Raw genomic sequence first — 18,554 nt, forward strand, 5'->3', positions numbered from 1 at the left:
CGCGGTTCTCCCACGGCTTGCGCTCGCCACCTTCGGCGCGCGGCGGACGGCCTTCGCGGTCGGGGCGGGGTGACCACTCCCGTTTTTCGCCAGCGGCACGCGGCGGGCGATCGCCGAAACCACCGCCCGATTCGCTGCGGGCCGGGCGTTCACGGTTCTCCCACGGCTTGCGCTCGCCACCTTCGGCGCGCGGCGGACGGCCTTCGCGGTCGGGCCGAGGTGTCCACTCCCGTTTTTCGCCAGCCGCACGCGGCGGACGGTCGCCAAAGTCCTTTTTCGGCGGGCGATCACCAAACGCCTTCTTCGCCGGCCGTTCGCCTTCAGGGCGGGCTGCGCCCGGCTTGCGTGCGGGGGCCGGTTTCGAAGGGGGCGCGACCTGAGTGGTGTTGCGGCTCAGCGTGCGCGATTTGGCGGTGCTGTTGCGCACCGGCTTGCGCGCAGGGTCGCGTCCGGTGTTCGAGCTGTCGTCGGATTTGCGGGGCAAACCCAGTTTGGTACGGGTGGTCATCGGCATGAAAACTTTCTGTGGACCCGACAGCATAGCGGGGTCTTGAAATGCCGGGGGGAAGTCTCCATCTCCCGCGGTTGTCATTCTTTCCAACCCACACCCTGCACGGAGCCGTCATGTCCGAAACCGCGACCGCCCAGACCATGAATTTCCAGGCCGAGGTGAAGCAGCTGCTGCACCTGATGATCCATTCGCTCTACAGCAATCGCGACATCTTCCTGCGCGAGCTGGTGAGCAACGCGTCGGACGCCTGCGACAAGCTGCGTTTCGAGGCCATCGCCGACCCGGCGCTGTTCGAGTCGGACAGCGAACTGAAGATCCGCGTGAGCTATGACAAGACCGCGCGCACCATCACCATCGCCGACAACGGCATCGGCATGTCGCGCGACGAGGCGATCAGCCATCTGGGCACCATCGCCCGCAGCGGCACCAAGGAATTCTTCTCCAGCCTGACCGGCGACCAGAAGAAGGACGCCAACCTGATCGGCCAGTTCGGCGTCGGCTTCTACTCCGCTTTCATCGTCGCCGACACGGTGACCGTGAATACCCGGCGCGCCGGCCTGCCGGCCGACCAGGGCGTGCGCTGGTCGTGCTCGATGAGCGGCGACACCGCCGGCGAGTACTCGGTGGAACCCATCACCAAGGCCGACCGCGGCACCGAAATAGTGCTGCATCTGCGCGAGGACCAGGACGAACTGCTGTCCGGCTTCAAGCTGCGTTCCATCATCCGCGAGTACTCCGACCACATCCTGCAGCCGGTGGTGATGAAGAAGGAAGAGTGGAAGGACGGCGGGCAAGTCGTGACTGACGAGGACGAAACGGTGAACCAGGCCAGCGCGCTGTGGACCCGTTCGAAGTCGGACATCAGCGACGAGCAGTACGCCGAGTTCTACAAGCACGTCGCCCACGACTTCCAGGACCCGCTGGCCTGGAGCCATGCCCGTGTCGAAGGCCGTCACGAATATACCCAGCTGCTCTACGTGCCGTCGCGCGCGCCGTTCGACATGTGGGAGCGCAACGCCAGGCACGGCCTGAAGCTCTACGTGCGCCGCGTGTTCATCATGGACGACGCCGAGAAGCTGCTGCCGGCCTATCTGCGCTTCGTGCGCGGCGTGGTCGATTCGGCCGATCTGCCGCTCAACGTGTCGCGGGAAATCCTGCAGGAAAGCCGCGACGTCGACACCATCCGTTCCGGCTGCACGAAGAAGGTGCTGTCGCTGCTGGAAGACCTGGCCGAGAACCAGAAGGATAAGTTCACCACCTTCTGGAAGGAATTCGGCCGTGTTTTCAAGGAAGGCGTCGGCGAAGACCAGGCGAACCGCGACAAGGTGGCCGGTCTGCTTCGCTTCGCATCCACTCATCTGGACACCGAAGAACAGTCGGTGTCGCTGGCCGACTACATCGGCCGCATGAAGGAAGGGCAGGACAAGATCTATTACGTCACCGCCGAAACCTTCAAGGCCGCGAAGAACAGCCCGCATCTGGAAGTGTTCCGCAAGAAGGGCATCGAGGTGCTGCTGCTGTCCGACCGGGTCGACGAATGGGTGGTCGGCAACCTGACCGAATTCGAAGGCAAGCCGCTGGTGTCGGTGGCCAAGGGCGGCCTCGACCTGGGCGCGCTGGAAGACGAAGAGGAGAAGAAGGCGCTGGAGCGCGACGAGGGCGAATTCAAGCCGCTGGTCGACAAGCTCAAGGCCAGCCTCTTAGACAGGGTGAAGGAGGTGCGCATCACGCACCGGCTGACCGAATCGCCGGCCTGCCTGGTGAGCGACGAATTCGACATCGGCGGCAATCTCGCGCGCATCCTGAAGTCCGCCGGTCAGGAAGCACCTCTGGCCAAGCCCATCCTTGAAATCAATCCGCAGCATCCGGTGGTGCAGCGGCTGCGCGGCGAAGAAGCGCATTTCGACGACTGGGCCGGCGTGCTGTTCGACCAGGCCCTGCTGGCGGAAGGTGGTGCGCTGGAAGATCCGGCCAGCTTCGTGCGCCGGATGAACCAGCTCATGCTGGCCATGTCCGGCAACTGAGCCCGGTCGCGACGCTGGATCAGAGCCGGTCGCTTCATTGCGGCGGGGCGCCGCCCCGACAGGAATCTGCGCAGACCGCGACCGGTTCCGTGGGAGCGGCGCCTTCGCCGCGATGCGACCTCCGATCCGGCCGTGCTCGCCGACAGACCGCCGCATTCCGTAACGCGGCTTGTGAGAACATCGGTGCCGTTTCCACCACGGCGCCTTTTTCATGTCCGTTGCTGCCGCCGCACCTTCCCTGAGCCTGAAGGTGCGCATGACGCGTCCCGGCTTCCTGACCATCACCGCGGTCGCCGTGCTGATCGGCGTAGCGACTGCCGCGCACGACGGCCACTTCGAGCCGCTGCGCGCCGCGGTGTCGGTGCTGCTGGCCATACTGGCCCACGCGGCCGCCAATGTCCTCAATGATTACCACGACGCGCTGAACGGCGCGGATGCCGCCAACCGGACCGCGATTTCGCCATTCACCGGCGGTTCGCGCCTGATCCAGAACGGTGAGGTGAGCGTGCGCGACACCGGTCGTCTGGCCACGGCGCTGCTGGCTGTCGTGGTACCGGCCGGCATCGCGCTGGCAGCGTTCAGCGGTCCCGGACTCCTCGTCATCGGTCTAGCCGGCCTGCTGCTGGGCTGGGCCTATTCGGCGCCGCCGCTGGCGCTGATGAAGCGCGGGCTGGGCGAACTGACCGTGGGTGCGTCGTGGAGCCTGCTGGTGATCGGCGGCGACTATGTGCAGCGCGCCGGATTTTCCGCGCTGCCGCTGGCCGCCTCGCTGAGTCTGGCCCTGCTGGTGGCTGACATCCTGCTGATCAACGGTTTTCCGGACGCCGTGTCCGATGCGTCGGTCGGCAAGCGCACGCTGGTGGTGCGCCTGGGCCATCGAACCGCGGCGTGGCTGTATGTCTGGGTGGCGCTGGCGGCCTACGCGGTATTGATCGGAGCGGTCGTGGCCGGCCTGCTGCCAGCGGGAACGCTTGCCGGCCTGCTGTCTCTGCCGCTGTCATGGCGGGCAGCGCGATCGCTGCGGGCGGCCGGAGGCGATGTTGCGCATCTGCCAGGGCCCATAAGGCTGTCGGTCCTGAGCGCGACCTTGCATGGCCTTTTACTGGCAGCGGGTCTGCTGGCGGGCGGATAGCCCGCTAACCCGCGCGTGGGGCGGGGCGCTGGCCCATCACGCTGTCCCATACCGCATTGTTCGCGAGGTAACAGCTGCAGGACGCGCGCTCCAGCCCCTTCCGGTCGAGCACGGTGATGTTGCCTCGGCGATAGCTGATCAGCTTCCGGGTCTGTAACGCGGTGGCCGCGTGCGTCACGCCCACGCGACGCACGCCCAGCATGTGCGCAAGGAACTCGTGCGTGAGATGGAAGTGGGGCGAGTGCGCACGGTCCTGCGTCATCAGCAGCCAGCGCGCGAGGCGAGCTTCAACCACATGAAAGCGCGGGCATGCCGCTGTCTGCGCGAGTTGCGCCATCGTCACGTACAGGTAGCGACCGAGCGTGCGGCGCAGCGTCGGCGTCGAGTCAAGTACGGCTTTGAAGCGCCTCGCATCCATGCGCAGCGACCGACCGCCCCCCTGCACCAGGGCATGCAGCGGCGACATGTCGACGCCCAGCATCAGGGTCGCACCCAGCACGCCCTCGTTGCCCACCAGGCCAATCTCGATGCATGCCCGTTCATTCACCGGGGTGGTGAGTGAAATGAAGCTGTCGATCGGAAAGTGGACCTGACGGATGCGCTGGCCGGGTTCAGCCAGGATGTCAGAAAGCACGAGGTCAACCGTGTCACAGTTTGCCAGCAGTTGAAGCCGCTCGCGGCGCGGCAGCGCGCCGATGAGACCGTTGCCGACGATGGCAGTGGAGTGAGAGGGCACGGCGACCTTCCTGGCGTCGGAGTATGCCGACAGTCAAAGCATATGCGTCTCTGAGGGTGCCGTCGGGACGGTAGCGCACAGACGGGCCGCAGGCGACGCTTCAGTCTTTTGATCGGGCGTCATATACGTCCCATGCCAGCAGGCGGTAGCGCTCAAGGGCGTCCCCTCATCTTCCGCACGACGACGGAGCCCGCGGCTGATCAACATGCATGATCGAACACACGAGGTCACACCATGAAAACACCCAGTCGAAGCACCCGCTGTCATGCCCGGACAGGCATGACAGCGGCACTGCTGATCCTGCTCCAGGCCTGCTCGGGCATGTCGGCACAGGACAGGAGCACGGCCATCGGTGCCGGCGCAGGCGCTGTCGGCGGCGCAGTCATGACGGGCGGCAGTGCTGCCGGCGCGATAGGGGGTGCCGCCGTGGGCGGCATCATCGGACACGAGGTCGGAAAGGACAAGAAGTGAGCGGCGCGAGTACGACCATGGAGACGCATCTCCACTGCATGCGCGAGCCCGGAAGGAAAGTCAGATCATGAAAGCGCGTCACGCCATTGCCCTCGCATGGACGCTGGTCACCAGCATGGCGCTGCTGGCAGGGTGCCAGAAGCAGGACGGACCGGCGGAAACCGCTGGCAGGAAAATTGACGAAGCCGGACAGAAGCTCTCGCGTGATGCGGAGCGGGCCGGCGACAAGATCAACGAGGCTGCACGCAATGCCGGCGACCGCATCGACAAGGCGGGCGAGAAGATGCAGGACGCTGGGTCAAGGTAGCCGCCGTGCGTCTGCGAAATCTTGCGCCGGCTCCTGACACCGTGCGGCGTCCGTTTGATCGTCTCTGGCGCAAGGTCGTGCCGCTCACGTCGCCGATCGCTCGCCGACCGGACCGTGCGTTGCGGTACATCGGTACGGTGACGTACAGACGCGTCATCGAGCGCGGCACACGATGGACACACATTCTTACGGATGGACGGCCTGCAAGACGACCGCCCTTCCGCGTCGTCGATGGTCAGGCGCTGCCTGACCGGGGCCACAGTCTGATCCGGGGAAGTCTGCTCATCGCGTCACCCTGGGAGGAGATCACCATGCTGAGATGGTCTGTCATATTTTTCGTCATCGCCCTCGTCGCCGCAGTGTTCGGATTTGGCGGCATCGCGGCAGGTGCTGCCGATATCGCGAAAATCCTCTTTTTCGTCTTTCTGATCGTGTTCGGCGTCACCTTGATCATGGGGCTGATCCGACGTTGAACGCCGTCGTCGAACCCGCCTCGGGCATCGTGCCCCAACCAAGGACATCAAGGAGTCACCATGAACATCGAGACGAATCCGCTGCATTCAGCGCTGGACAGCAAGAAGGACGGCGGCGTGAAGGACTGGCGCATCCAGGAGGCCGCCAGTGACGGCGCGACGGTACCCGAGCGTGTCGACGCCAGCCTGGACGAAGCGAAAACCCGCTTGCACAATGCAGGCGTTGCGCTGGCCGGCACGACACGGCGTGTCGCCGATGCGACACAGGGCTATGTGAATGAACATCCGTGGAGAGCGATGGCGCTGGCTGCCGCGGCCGGGCTGCTGGCGGCTCTGCTCATACGGCGTCACTGAGCCATCTCCAATCCATTCGGACGGGTCCGCGCCGCGGCGTTTCGCGAGACACCCGCAAGCGCGGCGCCCGGCGGGGACTCCGGGCTGCCGACGACCCGGAGGGTGAGCATGACACTGCCTTCAGCACTGCCCGACCTCGACGAGATGCAAAGGCTGGACGCCTGGTGGCGTGCCGCCAACTACCTGTCGGTCGGCCAGATCTACCTGCTCGACAACCCGCTTCTGAGGCAGCCGCTGCAGAGGGCGCACATCAAGCCGCGTCTTCTGGGTCACTGGGGGACCACACCCGGCCTCAACTTCATCTACGCCCATATGAACAGGGCGATCCGGCAGCACGATATCGACATGATCTTCGTCGCCGGGCCAGGTCACGGTGGTCCGGCGGTGGTTGCCAACACTTGGCTCGAAGGCAGCTACAGCGCCGTCTATCCCGACGTGGCGCAGGACGCGGAGGGCATGCGCCGACTGTTCCGCCAGTTCTCCTTCCCCGGCGGCATCCCGAGCCACGCCGCACCTGAGACGCCCGGCTCCATTCACGAAGGGGGAGAACTTGGCTATGCGCTGCTGCACGCCTACGGCGCCGTGTTCGACAACCCGGACCTGATCGCCTGCTGCGTGGTCGGTGACGGAGAAGCCGAGACCGGGCCGCTGGCCACCTCATGGCACTCCAACAAGTTCCTGAATCCGCGCACCGACGGTGCCGTACTGCCGGTGCTGCACCTGAACGGCTACAAGATCGCAAGCCCGACGCTGCTGGCCCGCATCAGTCACGCCGAACTGGAAAGCCTCCTGATCGGCTATGGCCACGCGCCCATCTTCGTCGAGGGCGAGGACCCCGCGCTGATGCACGGCCTGATGGCGACAGCGGTCAGCAAGGCGATTGCTGCCATACGGGACATTCAGCACAGGGCGCGTCAGGGCACCTATATGAGCCGGCCTCAATGGCCAATGATCGTTCTGCGTTCCCCCAAGGGCTGGACCGGCCCGAAGGAGGTCGACGGCCTCAAAACAGAAGGCAGCTGGCGCTCTCATCAGGTGCCCTTCGGCGACATGGACAACCTGGAGCATCTGCGTCTTCTCGAGCAGTGGATGCGGTCTTATCGCCCGGAAGAGCTGTTCGACGCGCATGGCGCCCCCAGACCGGAACTGCTTGCCCTGGCTCCGCATGGCAGGCGCCGCATGGGCGCCAATCCGCACGCCAACGGCGGCACGCTGCTGCGCGACCTGCGCCTGCCGGACTTCCGCAGCCACGCGATCGATGTGCCAGCGCCGGGCGCGGTGTTGGCGGAGTCGACGCGGGTGATGGGCGGCTTCCTGCGCGACGTGATGCGCGACAATCCGCACAGCTTCCGCCTGTTCGGTCCGGACGAGACCGCGTCCAACCGGCTGGGGGCGGTGTTCGAGGTGACCGGCCGCACCTGGATGGCGCAGCGCTTCGATGCCGACGACCATCTGGCGCCCGACGGGCGGGTGATGGAAATGCTGTCGGAGCACGCCTGCCAGGGCTGGCTGGAGGGCTATCTGCTGAGCGGACGGCACGGCCTGTTCAGCTGCTATGAAGCCTTCATCCACATCGTCGATTCGATGTTCAACCAGCACGCCAAATGGCTCAAGGTGTGTCGCGACATTCCGTGGCGCCGCCCGGTGGCCTCGCTCAACATCCTGCTCACCTCGCATGTATGGCGACAGGACCACAACGGCTTCTCGCACCAGGATCCGGGTTTCATCGATCACGTGGTGAACAAGAAGGCGGACATCATCCGCATCTATCTGCCGCCGGACGCCAACACGCTGCTCTACGTGACCGATACCTGCCTGCGCAGCCGCGACCGGGTGAACGTGATTGTCGCCGGCAAGCATGCGGAACGGCAGTGGCTGTCGATGGACGCCGCCATCGCTCACGCCGAGGCCGGCATCGGCATGTGGGAGTGGGCGTGCAGCGACAGCACGGGCGAGCCGGACGTGGTGCTCGCGGCTGCCGGTGACGTGCCGACGCTGGAAATGCTGGCCGCCATCGACCTGCTGCGCGAACTGGCGCCGACGCTCAAGGTGCGCTTCATCAACGTGATCGACCTGATGACGCTGCAGCCGCGCGAGGAGCATCCGCACGGTCTGTCGGACGACGAGTTCGTATCGCTGTTCCGGCCCGACGTACCCATCCTGTTCGCCTATCACGGCTACCCCTGGCTCATCCACCGCCTGACCTACCGGCGCAGCAACCACGGCAACCTGCATGTGCGTGGCTACAAGGAGGAGGGCACCACGACCACGCCCTTCGACATGGTGGTGCTGAACATGCTCGACCGCTTCCACCTGGTCATGGACGTCGCCAGCCGTGTGCCGATGCTGCAGCCGCAGGCCGCACACATCAAGCAGCGCATGCGCGACCGTCTGAATGCCCACCGCCAGTACATCCTCGAGCATGGCGAGGACATGCCGGAGATCCGCAACTGGCAGTGGCCAACACCGCCGCTCGCCTGATCGTCTGCCAGCCCGGGTGCGGCCGGGTACAGCGTTCGTCCTCCGCCTGAAAACCTGTTGTGTGCGCTGCCGTACATACCCCGGTGCGGCCGCTCTCTATGCTGTCAATGCTGTATCGGATTCCTGCGGGTTCCTTACCGCAGAAGGCCTTCATCGATGCCTCCATCGATGACCTTCGCATCGGTTGAACCGGGGTGACCGGATTGCCGGCACCTTGCCTTGTGCACGCGCCGCGGCACGCGTGGAGACCGCGGAGACGTCTGTCCGGTGTGCCGTAAGGCCACCGTCCCCATTCCTCATCAGGAGATTTCCATCATGAAACAGCTGGGCAAATACCTCTCTGCAGTCTTCCTTACCGTTGCGCTGGTATCGGCAACCGGTGGTTGCGCATCCACGTCGAAGCAGGAAGGCACCGGCGAGTACATCGACGACAGCGTCATTACGACCAAGGTCAAGACGGCCATCCTCAATGACCCGTCGCTGAAGGTGGCCGAGATCAATGTCGAAACCTTCAAGGGCGTCGTACAGCTGAGCGGATTCGTCAGCTCGCAGGCCATGATGGACAAGGCGGTCGCGGTGACGCGCGCAGTCGGCGGCGTGAAGTCGGTCAAGAACGACATGCGCGTCAAGTGAGTGGTCGCCGACTGCAGCCCGTCGGCACGAAAAGGTTCCGGCCGGTGGCCGGACACACACTTCAGTCCGCACGTGCGGGCGCTGCTGCGGCCGGCGGAAGGTCATGGCCGTGAGTGCCCAACTGTCCGCCGGCGCGCGATGGCGCGCATGGAGAAGACGTCGCCACGATGCGCGGCGCGTTGAGCGCGCACCGGATGACGAGATACCGCTGCGCGGTGGCTTGTTCAGCGCCGAACAGATGGCGCAGCACGGCAAGGAACTGGCCGCTTCGCACACACTGACCGCCGCTCGACTGCCGGACCGCCTGCTTGCGCGACTGGCCGAAAACGAAGTCGTGCTCGCGGGCGTCAGCGCCCTGCTGGCCGAGGCGGCGACCGAAAGCCGGCGCATCACGCCGGCGGCCGACTGGCTGCTGGACAATTTCTACCTGGTCGAAGAGCACATCCGTGCGGCGGAGCGGCATCTGCCGAAGGGCTACAGTCGCGAACTGCCGCGTCTGGCGCGCGGCCCCTCCGCCGGGCATCCGCGCGTGTACGACATCGCGCTGGCTGCCGTGGCGCACGGCGACGGCCGCGTCGATACCGAAAGCCTGGGGCGCTTCGTTGCCGCGTATCAGACGGTATCGCCGCTGAAGCTCGGCGAGCTGTGGGCGGTCCCCATCATGCTGCGTCTGGCGCTGATCGAGAATCTGCGGCGCGTCGGCGCGCATGTGGCCGCCAGCTGGAATCAGCGCACGCTGGCCAGCGTCTGGGCAGACCGCATGGCGGAGGCGGTCGAGCGCAACCCGGCAGACCTGATACTGGTCATCGCCGACATGGCGCATTCGAAGCCGCCGATGCTGGGCGCCTTCGTCGCTGAGCTGGCGCGTCGGCTGCAGGGGCGGGGACCGGCGCTGGCGCTGGCGCTGACCTGGATCGAGCAGTACCTGTCCGCGTCGTCGCTGACAGTTGAGCAGCTCGTGCAGCAGGAGAACCAGCAGCAGGCGGCCGACCAGCTGTCGATCAGCAACAGCATAGGCAGCCTGCGCGTGCTCGGCGCCGCCGACTGGCGCGATTTCGTCGAAAGTCTCAGTGCGGTCGAGCGGATCCTGCACAATGATCCGGACGGCGTGTATGGGCGGATGGACTTCAGCAGCCGCGATCATTACCGCCATGCGACCGAAGCCATCGCCCGGCGCGGTGGCGTGAGCGAAAGCGAAGTGGCGCTGAAAGCCCTCGAGCTGGCGAACGCTGGGGCCGTGCTCCGGCCCGGGCGCATCGGCCATGTCGGCTTCTACCTGATCGACCGCGGACGGGCGGAACTGGAGCACGCACTCGATATCCGCCCGTCGGCGACCCATGCGCTGCGCCGGGCACTCACACGCATGCCGCTGCTGCCTTACCTGGGCAGCATCGCGCTGCTCGCCGCACTGCTCGAGACCGGCTTGCTGGCCAGCGTAGCGCTCCACAGGGTGCCTGCCTGGGCGGGCGGGCTGGCGCTCTACGCACTTGGACTGCTGCTGTTACCGGCCGTGAGCCAGCTCGCGGTTTCGCTGGTGAACTGGGTGGTGACGCTGCGGGTGAAGGCACGACCGCTGCCGCGCATGGATTACTCGACCGGTGTGCCCGCAGACGCCCGCACGCTTGTTGTGGTACCGACGCTGATATCCAGCGAAGCCGGCATCGAATCGCTGGTCGAGGCGCTGGAGGTGCGTTTTCTGGCGAATCGGGACCCGCACCTGCATTTCGCACTGCTGACCGACTTCGCCGACGCGCCCTCCGCCACGTTGCCTGGCGACGCAGCGCTGCTGGCGCTGGCGCGCACGCGGATCGAAGAGCTGAATGCGAAGTATGGCGATACCGGAGACCGCTTTTTCCTGTTCCACCGCGCGCGGCGCTGGAATCCGCAGCAGGGCGTCTGGATGGGCGACGAACGCAAGCGCGGCAAGCTGGCGGATCTGAACGCGCTGCTGCGCGGCCGCCCCGCCGACAAGGCCGGCGACGGGTTCTCGCAGGTCGTCGGCGATACCGCACCGCTGCGTGACGTCATCTATGTGATCACGCTGGACACCGACACGCAGCTGCCGCGCGACGCTGCCCGCCAGCTGGTCGGCGCCATGGCCCATCCGCTGAATCGCCCGCGCTACGACCCGGGCAGACGACGTGTGGTCGAGGGCTACGGCATCCTGCAACCGCGGGTGGCAGCCAGCCTGCAGGCCACCGGCCGTTCGCGCTTTGCGCGCATGAACGGTGGCGAGCCCGGCATCGACCCCTATACACGGGCGGTGTCCGACGTCTATCAGGACGTGTTCGGCGAAGGCTCCTTCATCGGCAAGGGGATCTACGATGTCGATGCCTTCGAACAGTCGGCGGGCGGACGCTTTGCGGCGAACCGCATACTCAGTCACGACCTGCTTGAGGGTTGCTATGCGCGTTCCGGGCTGCTCAGTGACATGCAGCTGTTCGAGGACCACCCGGCGCACTACGGCGCCGACGTGGCGCGCCGGCACCGCTGGATACGCGGCGACTGGCAGCTTGCGGGCTGGCTGAAGCGCCGTGTGCCCTGCATGTGCCTGTGCGAGGCCGCGGAAGGGGCGCAAACGCAGGCCAATACGCTGTCGCTGCTGTCGCAGTGGAAGCTGCTCGACAACCTGCGGCGCAGTCTGGTGCCGCTCTCGCTGCTGACGATGCTGCTGCTCGGCTGGTCGTTGCGGTCCACCGCCTTGCCGTGGACCGCAATCGTGTTCGCCATCGTGCTGCTGCCGGGCGTGTGCGCAAGCCTGACCGAGCTGCTGCGCAAGCCGTCCGACGTGCGGCTGCGGCAGCACCTGGCGACGGTCGGGCAAAGTGCGATGCGCCACCTCCGGCTGGCGGCTTTCGAACTGGCCTGCCTGCCTCACCAGGGGCTCTACAGCCTGGATGCGATCGTCCGCACGCTGTGGCGCATGGGTGTATCGCACCGCCGCCTGCTGGAGTGGAATCCGTCCGGCGAGGCCGATCGCCAGGCCGCTCAGCGCAGCACGCTGCTCAGCCATATGCAGGCCATGTGGATCGCCCCGGCGCTGGCGGCAACGATCGCGCTGCACCTGGCCGTCGCCACGCCGCAGCAGTTGCTTGCGTCGGCACCGCTGCTGCTGCTCTGGACCGCCTCGCCGGCGATCGCCTGGTGGGTCAGCCTGCCGCTGAAACGCCGTGAAGTCAGGCTGACCGCCGCGCAGACGGCGTTCCTGCGCCGCCTGTCGCGTCGTACCTGGGCCTACTTCGACAATCTGGTCGGCAGCGACGACCACGGCCTGCCGCCGGACAACTATCAGGAGTACCGCGTCGCCGCAATTGCTCACCGCACTTCACCGACCAATATGGGGCTGGCGCTGCTGGCCGACCTCTCGGCCTGGGACTTCGGCTACCTGTGCGCCGGGCCGATGATGGAACGTATCGCATCGACACTGCGCACGATGGCCGGGCTGGAGCGATACCGCGGACATTTCTACAACTGGTATGACACGCAGACCTTGCTGCCGCTGCCCCCGCTCTACGTGTCCTCAGTGGATAGCGGCAATCTCGCCGGTCATCTGCTGACTTTGCGCGCCGGCCTCGCGGTCATGGGCGAACAGCCGCTGCTGCCGGCCCGGCTGTTCGCCGGCCTGGACGACACCGCGGCCCTGCTTGCCGAAGCGATCGAGGGCGAAGCGGCGCGGCGCGTGGCGCTCCTGCGCGACGAACTGCAGGCGCTGTGCGCGGTGCCGCCCGACTCCCTGGCCAAGGTCGCGCGTGCCTTGCACCGGCTGAAGGCACAGATCGGCGAGCTGGAGCTGCCGCGTGCGCTGCCGCTCGACCCCGCGCCGGCCACGGAGGCGACGACCTGGGCAGAAGCCCTGGAACGGCAATGTGCCAACGCTCTCGACGAACTGACCTTGCTGGCGCCCTGGCTGTCGATGCCGCCCCCCCCCGCCGGCCTGACGGATCTGCTCCCGTCCTTGGCGTCGATGCCGACGCTGTCGGCGCTGGCTGGCCTGGATCGCGCGCCCGGCGCCGACATCGGACGCCGGCTCGCCGCGCGCACGCAGTTTGGCGAGTACGCGTGCACCGCCGAGCAGCGCGCCTGGCTGGGCGCGCTGCAGCACAACCTGGGCGAGGGCAGCCGCCACGCGCGTGAGCGCATCGCCCAGTTCGACGCTCTGGCCACGCAGGCAGCCGATCTTGCGCGCATGGACTACGACTTCCTGTACGACAGCTCGCGCCATCTGCTGACCATCGGCTACAACGTGCCGGAGCGCCGCGCCGACAGCAGCTACTACGATCTGCTGGCGTCCGAGGCGCGTCTGTGCAGCTTCGTCGCCATTGCCCAGGGACAGTTGCCGCAGGAGGGCTGGTTCGCGCTCGGACGCCTGCTCACGGCTGCCGGCGGCGAGCCGGTGCTGCTGTCCTGGAGCGGGTCGATGTTCGAGTACCTGATGCCGATGCTGGTGATGCCGTCCTTCGACGGCACGCTGCTCGACCAGACCTGCCGCGCCGCGGTGGCACGGCAGATCGAGTACGGACGGCAGCGCGGCGTCCCCTGGGGCATGTCGGAGTCCGGCTACAACACGGTCGATGTGCACCTGAACTACCAGTACCGCGCCTTCGGTGTGCCGGGCCTGGGTCTCAAGCGCGGTCTGGCCGACGATCTGGTGGTCGCGCCCTATGCGTCGGTGCTTGCCTTGCTGGTGGCGCCGGAAGAGGCCTGCGCCAACCTGCAGCGGATGGCCGGGGAGGGCTTCGTCGGGCGCTACGGTTTCTTCGAGGCCATCGACTACACGCCGGCACGCCAGCGACGCGGCCAGACGCGCGTCGTCGTGCGGGCCTTCATGGCGCACCACCAGGGCATGAGCCTGCTCGCGCTGGCCTCGCTGTTGCTCGACCGTCCGATGCAACGGCGTTTCGCGTCCGACCGGCTGTTTCAGTCGGTCATGCTGCTGCTGCACGAACGCATCCCCAAGGCCACGGCGCTGTTCGAGCACACGGCCCAGCTGCACGCGCTGCGCTCGACGCCGCTGACGGCGCAGACGCCGATCCGCGTGTTCGACACCGCGGATACGCTCATCCCGGAGGTGCAGCTGCTGTCCAACGGCCGCTATCACGTCATGGTGACGCAGGCGGGCGGCGGCTACAGCCGCTGGAAGGATCTGGCGGTCACGCGCTGGCGCGAGGACGGCACCTGCGACGACCGCGGCAGCTTCTGCTATGTGCGCGAACTGAATGTCACGACCGGCGCCCGGCGCATGTGGTCGGTGGCCCACCAGCCGGTGCAGACGCAGGCACTGTCGTACGAGGCGATCTTCTCGGAAGGCCGGGCAGAATTCCGGCGGCGCGATGCCAGCGCCGACGGTGAGGGCGAGTTCGAGACACATACCGAGATCGTCGTGTCGCCGGAAGACGATATCGAACTGCGCCGCGTGCGCATCACCAACCGGACCTCGACCCGCCGGCGCATCGACGTGACCAGCTATGCCGAGGTGGTGATCGCGCCGGCGGCCTCCGACGCACTGCATCCGGCTTTCAGCAATCTGTTCGTGCAGACCGAAATACTGCGCGACCGCCCGGCCATCCTGTGCACGCGGCGGCCGCGTTCGGCCGGCGAGCAGGTGCCGTGGATGCTGCACCTGATGGCGGTACATGGCGTCGATGCGGAACAGGTGTCGTGTGAAACCGATCGCATGCGCTTTCTCGGGCGCACCCGCACCTGCGCCGATCCGCAGGCGATGGACACGGCCACACTGTCGGGTACCGACGGTGCCGTGCTCGATCCGGTGGTGGCCATCCGCAGCGTGCTCACGCTCGCCGCCGGCCAGTCGGTCACCGTGGACATCGTCACCGGCGTGGCGGACAGCCGCGACATCGCACTGTCGCGGGTCGACAAGTACCTCGACCGCCACCTGTCCGACCGTGTCGTCGACCTGACCTGGACGCACGGTCAGGTGGTGCTGCGCCAGCTCAATGCGACCGAGGCAGACGCCCAGCTGCACGCACGCGTTGCCGCATCGGTGCTGTTCGCCAACCCTTCGCTGCGCGCCGACCCGGCGGTGCTGCTGCGCAACCGGCGCGGGCAGTCGGGACTTTGGGGCTACGCCATTTCCGGCGATCTGCCCATCGTACTGCTCCAGATCGCCGACGCCGCCAACATCGACCTCGTGCGCCAGATGGTGCAGGCGCACGCCTACTGGCGGCTGAAGGGTCTGGCGGTCGATCTGGTCATCTGGAACGAGGACCATGCCGGCTATCGGCAGATGCTGCAGGATCAGATCACCGGGCTGATCGCCTCTGGCTTGGAAGCCAGCGTGATCGACCGGCCGGGTGGCATCTTCGTACGTCCGGCCGAGCAGATATCGGGTGAGGACAGGGTCCTGCTGCTGTCGGTCGCGCGCGTCGTCATTGCCGACAGCCGAGGTTCGCTCGCAGAACAGATCGAACAGCGCGGCGTCGCGCCGGTGCGGGTGCCGCGGCTGCTTCCCCGCCGTCGTGATGCACCGGTGCTCTTGCCGCCCGAGAACGAGCACGGTGCGACGGCGGGCCGCACGCACTTCAACGGCTTCGGCGGATTCTCCGCCGACGGGCGCGAGTACGTCATTTCGCTGGCGCCGGGTCAGGTCACGCCGGCACCCTGGGGGAACGTACTGGCCAACCCGCAGTTCGGCACCGTAGTGTCGGAATCCGGCAGCGCCTACACCTGGTGCGAGAACGCGCACGAGTTCCGCTTGTCGCCCTGGCACAACGACCCGGTCAGCGATGCTGGCGGCGAGGCGCTTTATATCCGCGATGAGGAGAACGGCCGCTACTGGTCGCCGACGCCACTGCCGGTGCGGGCGACCAGCGCCTTCACCATCCGGCACGGCTTTGGCTACAGCGTATTTGAAACGGTGTGTGACGGCATCCGCTCGGAGCTCTGGGTATTCGTCGCCCTCGATGCGCCGGTCAAGTTCTCGCTGCTCCGGCTGCACAATCTGTCTGGTCGACCACGCAGCCTTTCGGTCACCGGCTATGTAGATTGGGTGCTTGGTGATCTGCGCGAAAAGTCAGCCATGCACGTGGCGACCGAAACGGCACTGCGCACTGGCACGCTGTATGCGCGCAACCCCTACAGCACCGAGTTTTCCGAGCGGGTTGCCTTCTTCGACGTCGACGATCCTTCGCGCACGGTGACGGCCGACCGCAGCGAGTTCATCGGTCGTAACGGCAGCCTGCGTACACCGGCAGCCATGGGGCGGCAGCGCCTGTCCGGACGCGTCGGCGCCGGTCTGGACCCGTGCGCGGCGATACAGCTGGGTTTCGATCTGGACGAAGGTCAGACGCGCGAGGTGGTGTTCCGCCTCGGCAGCGGGCGCGACCTGGAAGATGCCGGCCATCTGGTTCAGCGCTTCCGTGGCACGCCAGCCGCTCACGCGGCGCTGGAGGCAGTGCGCACCCACTGGCAGCGCACGCTGGGCACGGTGCAGGTGAGCACGCCGGACCCCGCACTCGATGTGCTGGTCAATGGCTGGCTGGTGTATCAGACGCTGGCCTGCCGTGTCTGGGCGCGCAGCGGCTATTACCAGTCGGGGGGCGCTTTCGGCTTCCGCGATCAGTTGCAGGACTTGATGGCCCTGGTGCACACCGAGCCGCAGCGGCTGCGCGCTCATCTGTTGCTGTGCGCCAGCCGCCAGTTCGCCGAGGGTGACGTGCAGCACTGGTGGCATCCACCCTCGGGGCGTGGCGTGCGTACGCGCTGTTCCGACGACTATCTGTGGTTGCCGCTGGCCGTCTGCCGCTATGTGCAGAGCACCGGAGATGCCTCCGTGCTGGACGAGGAAGTTGCCTTCATCGAAGGCCGCCCGGTGCACGGCGAGGATGACGCCTATTACGATCTGCCGGCGCGTTCGGCCGATGCGGACACCCTGTACGCCCACTGCGTGCGGGCCATTCGCCACGGGCTGAGCTTCGGCGTGCACGGACTGCCGCTGATGGGGTCCGGCGACTGGAACGATGGCATGAACCGTGTCGGCATCAAGGGGCGCGGCGAGAGCGTATGGCTGGGTTTTTTCCTGTGCGAGGTGCTGCAGCAGTTTTCCGCCGTGGCGCGGGCGCGCGACGACGCAGCGGTGGCCGACCTGTGCTTGCGTGAGGGTGTGCGCCTGCGCAGCGATATCGAGAAGCACGCCTGGGACGGTGACTGGTACCGGCGCGCCTGGTTCGATGACGGCACGCCGCTGGGGTCCGCGGTCAATGCCGAATGCAGCATCGATTCGATCTCGCAGAGCTGGTCGGTGCTGTGCGGGGGAGGGGGCGGCGACCCGGACCGTGTGCGACGCGCCATGCAGTCGGTCGATGCCCGTCTGGTTCGTCCCGCCGACGCGCTGGTGCAGTTGCTCGATCCGCCGTTCGACACCGCCGGCCTCGATCCGGGCTACATCCGCGGTTACGTTCCAGGTGTGCGCGAGAACGGAGGCCAGTATACGCACGGCGCCATCTGGGCAGCGATGGCTTTTGCCGAACTGGGTGACGGTGAGCGCGCCTGGGCACTCGCCGACATGATCAATCCCGTACATCACGCGCTGTCGCCAGACGCAGCGGCGATCTATCGCGTGGAACCTTATGTGATGGCGGCCGATGTCTATGCGGCAGATCCGCACACTGGCCGCGGCGGATGGACCTGGTACACCGGCTCCGCGGGCTGGATGTACCGCCTGCTGCTCGAATCGCTGCTCGGGTTCAGACGTACCGGGGACATACTCCGAGTACGGCCGTGCATGCCGCCCGGCTGGCGCGATTTCGTCATCGACTACCGCTTCGGGGACACGCCGTATCACATCGAAATTGGCCGCTCAGCCGCCAACGGCGAGGAAGAGGAAGCAAACGCGGTCGTACTCGATGGCACAGCCTGCGGTGACGGCGCCTTCGTGCTGGTCGATGACGGCTGCACGCATCGCGTCGAGGTCACTGTGGCGTGCTGATCCACCCGGGTCGGCAGACGGCAATGTGCGACACCGTACCGACACCTGGACATGGAAGGCGCACTCTTGCTTCGCTGCACCGGCGACTTCGCCGGTACAGCAATCACGGAGGATATCCGATATGAATTGGGACACTGTCGAAGGTAACTGGAAGCAGATCAAGGGCACCGTGAAGGCGCGCTGGGGAAAGCTCACCGACGATGACATCAATGTCATCGCCGGCAAACGCCAGGAGCTGTCCGGCCGCCTGCAGGCGGCCTACGGGCTGACGAAGGAACAGGCAGAACGCCAGATCGAACGGTTCGAGCTGCTGCACAAGTAAGAAGGCGTCCGCGAGAACCGTCCTCCCGTGATTCCGCATCCAGCTGGCAGCAGGCTTGCCGAGGAACACTGCGGGAGGACGGCTCCACGTCTGTCATCTGCCTGCCTGCAGAACGTGACATGGAGGTTCGAATGCACATACCCGCTTCAGACGCCACGGCGCGCAG

General features: G+C 66.6%; 11 protein-coding genes and 1 pseudogene. 10 read left to right on the plus strand and 2 right to left on the minus strand.

What is annotated here, in order from left to right:
* Positions 1 to 514 (minus strand): annotated as a pseudogene (locus METUNV1_RS05580) (pseudouridine synthase); the annotation flags it as partial.
* Positions 515 to 624: 110 nt separating this feature from the next.
* Between METUNV1_RS05580 and htpG the strand changes: the two are divergent.
* Both htpG and METUNV1_RS05590 read left to right on the plus strand, forming a co-directional pair.
* Complete coding sequence (htpG, locus tag METUNV1_RS05585) at positions 625 to 2,535, plus strand: molecular chaperone HtpG (RefSeq protein ID WP_008059676.1); 1,911 nt, start codon at positions 625 to 627, stop codon at positions 2,533 to 2,535.
* A 256-nt stretch (positions 2,536 to 2,791) separates the two neighbouring features.
* Positions 2,792 to 3,667, plus strand: coding sequence for a prenyltransferase (locus tag METUNV1_RS05590; protein WP_008059678.1), 876 nt, complete (start codon positions 2,792 to 2,794; stop codon positions 3,665 to 3,667).
* Positions 3,668 to 3,671: 4 nt separating this feature from the next.
* Here METUNV1_RS05590 and METUNV1_RS05595 read toward each other — a convergent pair whose 3' ends face one another.
* Positions 3,672 to 4,403: a Crp/Fnr family transcriptional regulator gene (locus tag METUNV1_RS05595; RefSeq protein ID WP_008059680.1), complete on the minus strand. Its 732-nt coding sequence runs from the start codon at positions 4,401 to 4,403 to the stop codon at positions 3,672 to 3,674.
* A gap of 279 nt (positions 4,404 to 4,682) precedes the next feature.
* Here METUNV1_RS05595 and METUNV1_RS05600 point away from each other — a divergent pair, with 279 nt between their 5' ends.
* The 8 genes from METUNV1_RS05600 to METUNV1_RS05635 all read left to right on the plus strand — a co-directional run bounded on the left by METUNV1_RS05600 (position 4,683) and on the right by METUNV1_RS05635 (position 18,388).
* Positions 4,683 to 4,874 carry a glycine zipper 2TM domain-containing protein gene (locus METUNV1_RS05600; protein ID WP_051165286.1) on the plus strand — a complete coding sequence of 64 codons (192 nt, stop codon included), beginning with the start codon at positions 4,683 to 4,685 and terminating at the stop codon, positions 4,872 to 4,874.
* Between the two features lie 67 nt (positions 4,875 to 4,941).
* A complete protein-coding gene (locus METUNV1_RS05605) occupies positions 4,942 to 5,181 on the plus strand; it encodes a hypothetical protein (RefSeq protein WP_008059681.1) in 240 nt (79 codons plus the stop codon).
* Positions 5,182 to 5,492: 311 nt separating this feature from the next.
* Entirely contained in the window at positions 5,493 to 5,654 is a 162-nt protein-coding gene (locus METUNV1_RS05610) for a DUF1328 domain-containing protein (RefSeq protein WP_008059683.1), read from the plus strand.
* Positions 5,655 to 5,714: 60 nt separating this feature from the next.
* Positions 5,715 to 6,008 carry a glycine zipper domain-containing protein gene (locus METUNV1_RS05615; RefSeq protein WP_008059685.1) on the plus strand — a complete coding sequence of 98 codons (294 nt, stop codon included), beginning with the start codon at positions 5,715 to 5,717 and terminating at the stop codon, positions 6,006 to 6,008.
* Between the two features lie 108 nt (positions 6,009 to 6,116).
* Positions 6,117 to 8,489: a phosphoketolase family protein gene (locus tag METUNV1_RS05620; protein ID WP_008059687.1), complete on the plus strand. Its 2,373-nt coding sequence runs from the start codon at positions 6,117 to 6,119 to the stop codon at positions 8,487 to 8,489.
* Positions 8,490 to 8,804: 315 nt separating this feature from the next.
* Positions 8,805 to 9,122 (plus strand): BON domain-containing protein, encoded by a 318-nt coding sequence (locus METUNV1_RS05625; protein ID WP_008059689.1) that lies wholly within the window; start codon positions 8,805 to 8,807, stop codon positions 9,120 to 9,122.
* 109 nt (positions 9,123 to 9,231) lie between these two features.
* Entirely contained in the window at positions 9,232 to 18,066 is an 8,835-nt protein-coding gene (locus tag METUNV1_RS05630; RefSeq protein ID WP_232416250.1) for a glycoside hydrolase family 94 protein, read from the plus strand.
* Between the two features lie 121 nt (positions 18,067 to 18,187).
* On the plus strand, positions 18,188 to 18,388 hold the full coding sequence (locus tag METUNV1_RS05635) for a CsbD family protein (RefSeq protein ID WP_008059696.1): 201 nt from the start codon (positions 18,188 to 18,190) through the stop codon (positions 18,386 to 18,388).
* Positions 18,389 to 18,554: the final 166 nt, after the last annotated feature.

This window comes from Methyloversatilis universalis FAM5 (assembly GCF_000214035.2).
Lineage (GTDB): Bacteria > Pseudomonadota > Gammaproteobacteria > Burkholderiales > Rhodocyclaceae > Methyloversatilis > Methyloversatilis universalis.

Coding starts and splice junctions, on each gene's coding strand:
- METUNV1_RS05610 (WP_008059683.1), top strand. CDS start 5,493: ATGCTGAGATGGTCTGTCATATTTTTCGTCATCGCCCTCGTCGCCGCA.
- METUNV1_RS05625 (WP_008059689.1), top strand. CDS start 8,805: ATGAAACAGCTGGGCAAATACCTCTCTGCAGTCTTCCTTACCGTTGCG.
- METUNV1_RS05605 (WP_008059681.1), top strand. CDS start 4,942: ATGAAAGCGCGTCACGCCATTGCCCTCGCATGGACGCTGGTCACCAGC.
- htpG (WP_008059676.1), top strand. CDS start 625: ATGTCCGAAACCGCGACCGCCCAGACCATGAATTTCCAGGCCGAGGTG.
- METUNV1_RS05635 (WP_008059696.1), top strand. CDS start 18,188: ATGAATTGGGACACTGTCGAAGGTAACTGGAAGCAGATCAAGGGCACC.
- METUNV1_RS05600 (WP_051165286.1), top strand. CDS start 4,683: ATGACAGCGGCACTGCTGATCCTGCTCCAGGCCTGCTCGGGCATGTCG.
- METUNV1_RS05590 (WP_008059678.1), top strand. CDS start 2,792: ATGACGCGTCCCGGCTTCCTGACCATCACCGCGGTCGCCGTGCTGATC.
- METUNV1_RS05620 (WP_008059687.1), top strand. CDS start 6,117: ATGACACTGCCTTCAGCACTGCCCGACCTCGACGAGATGCAAAGGCTG.
- METUNV1_RS05615 (WP_008059685.1), top strand. CDS start 5,715: ATGAACATCGAGACGAATCCGCTGCATTCAGCGCTGGACAGCAAGAAG.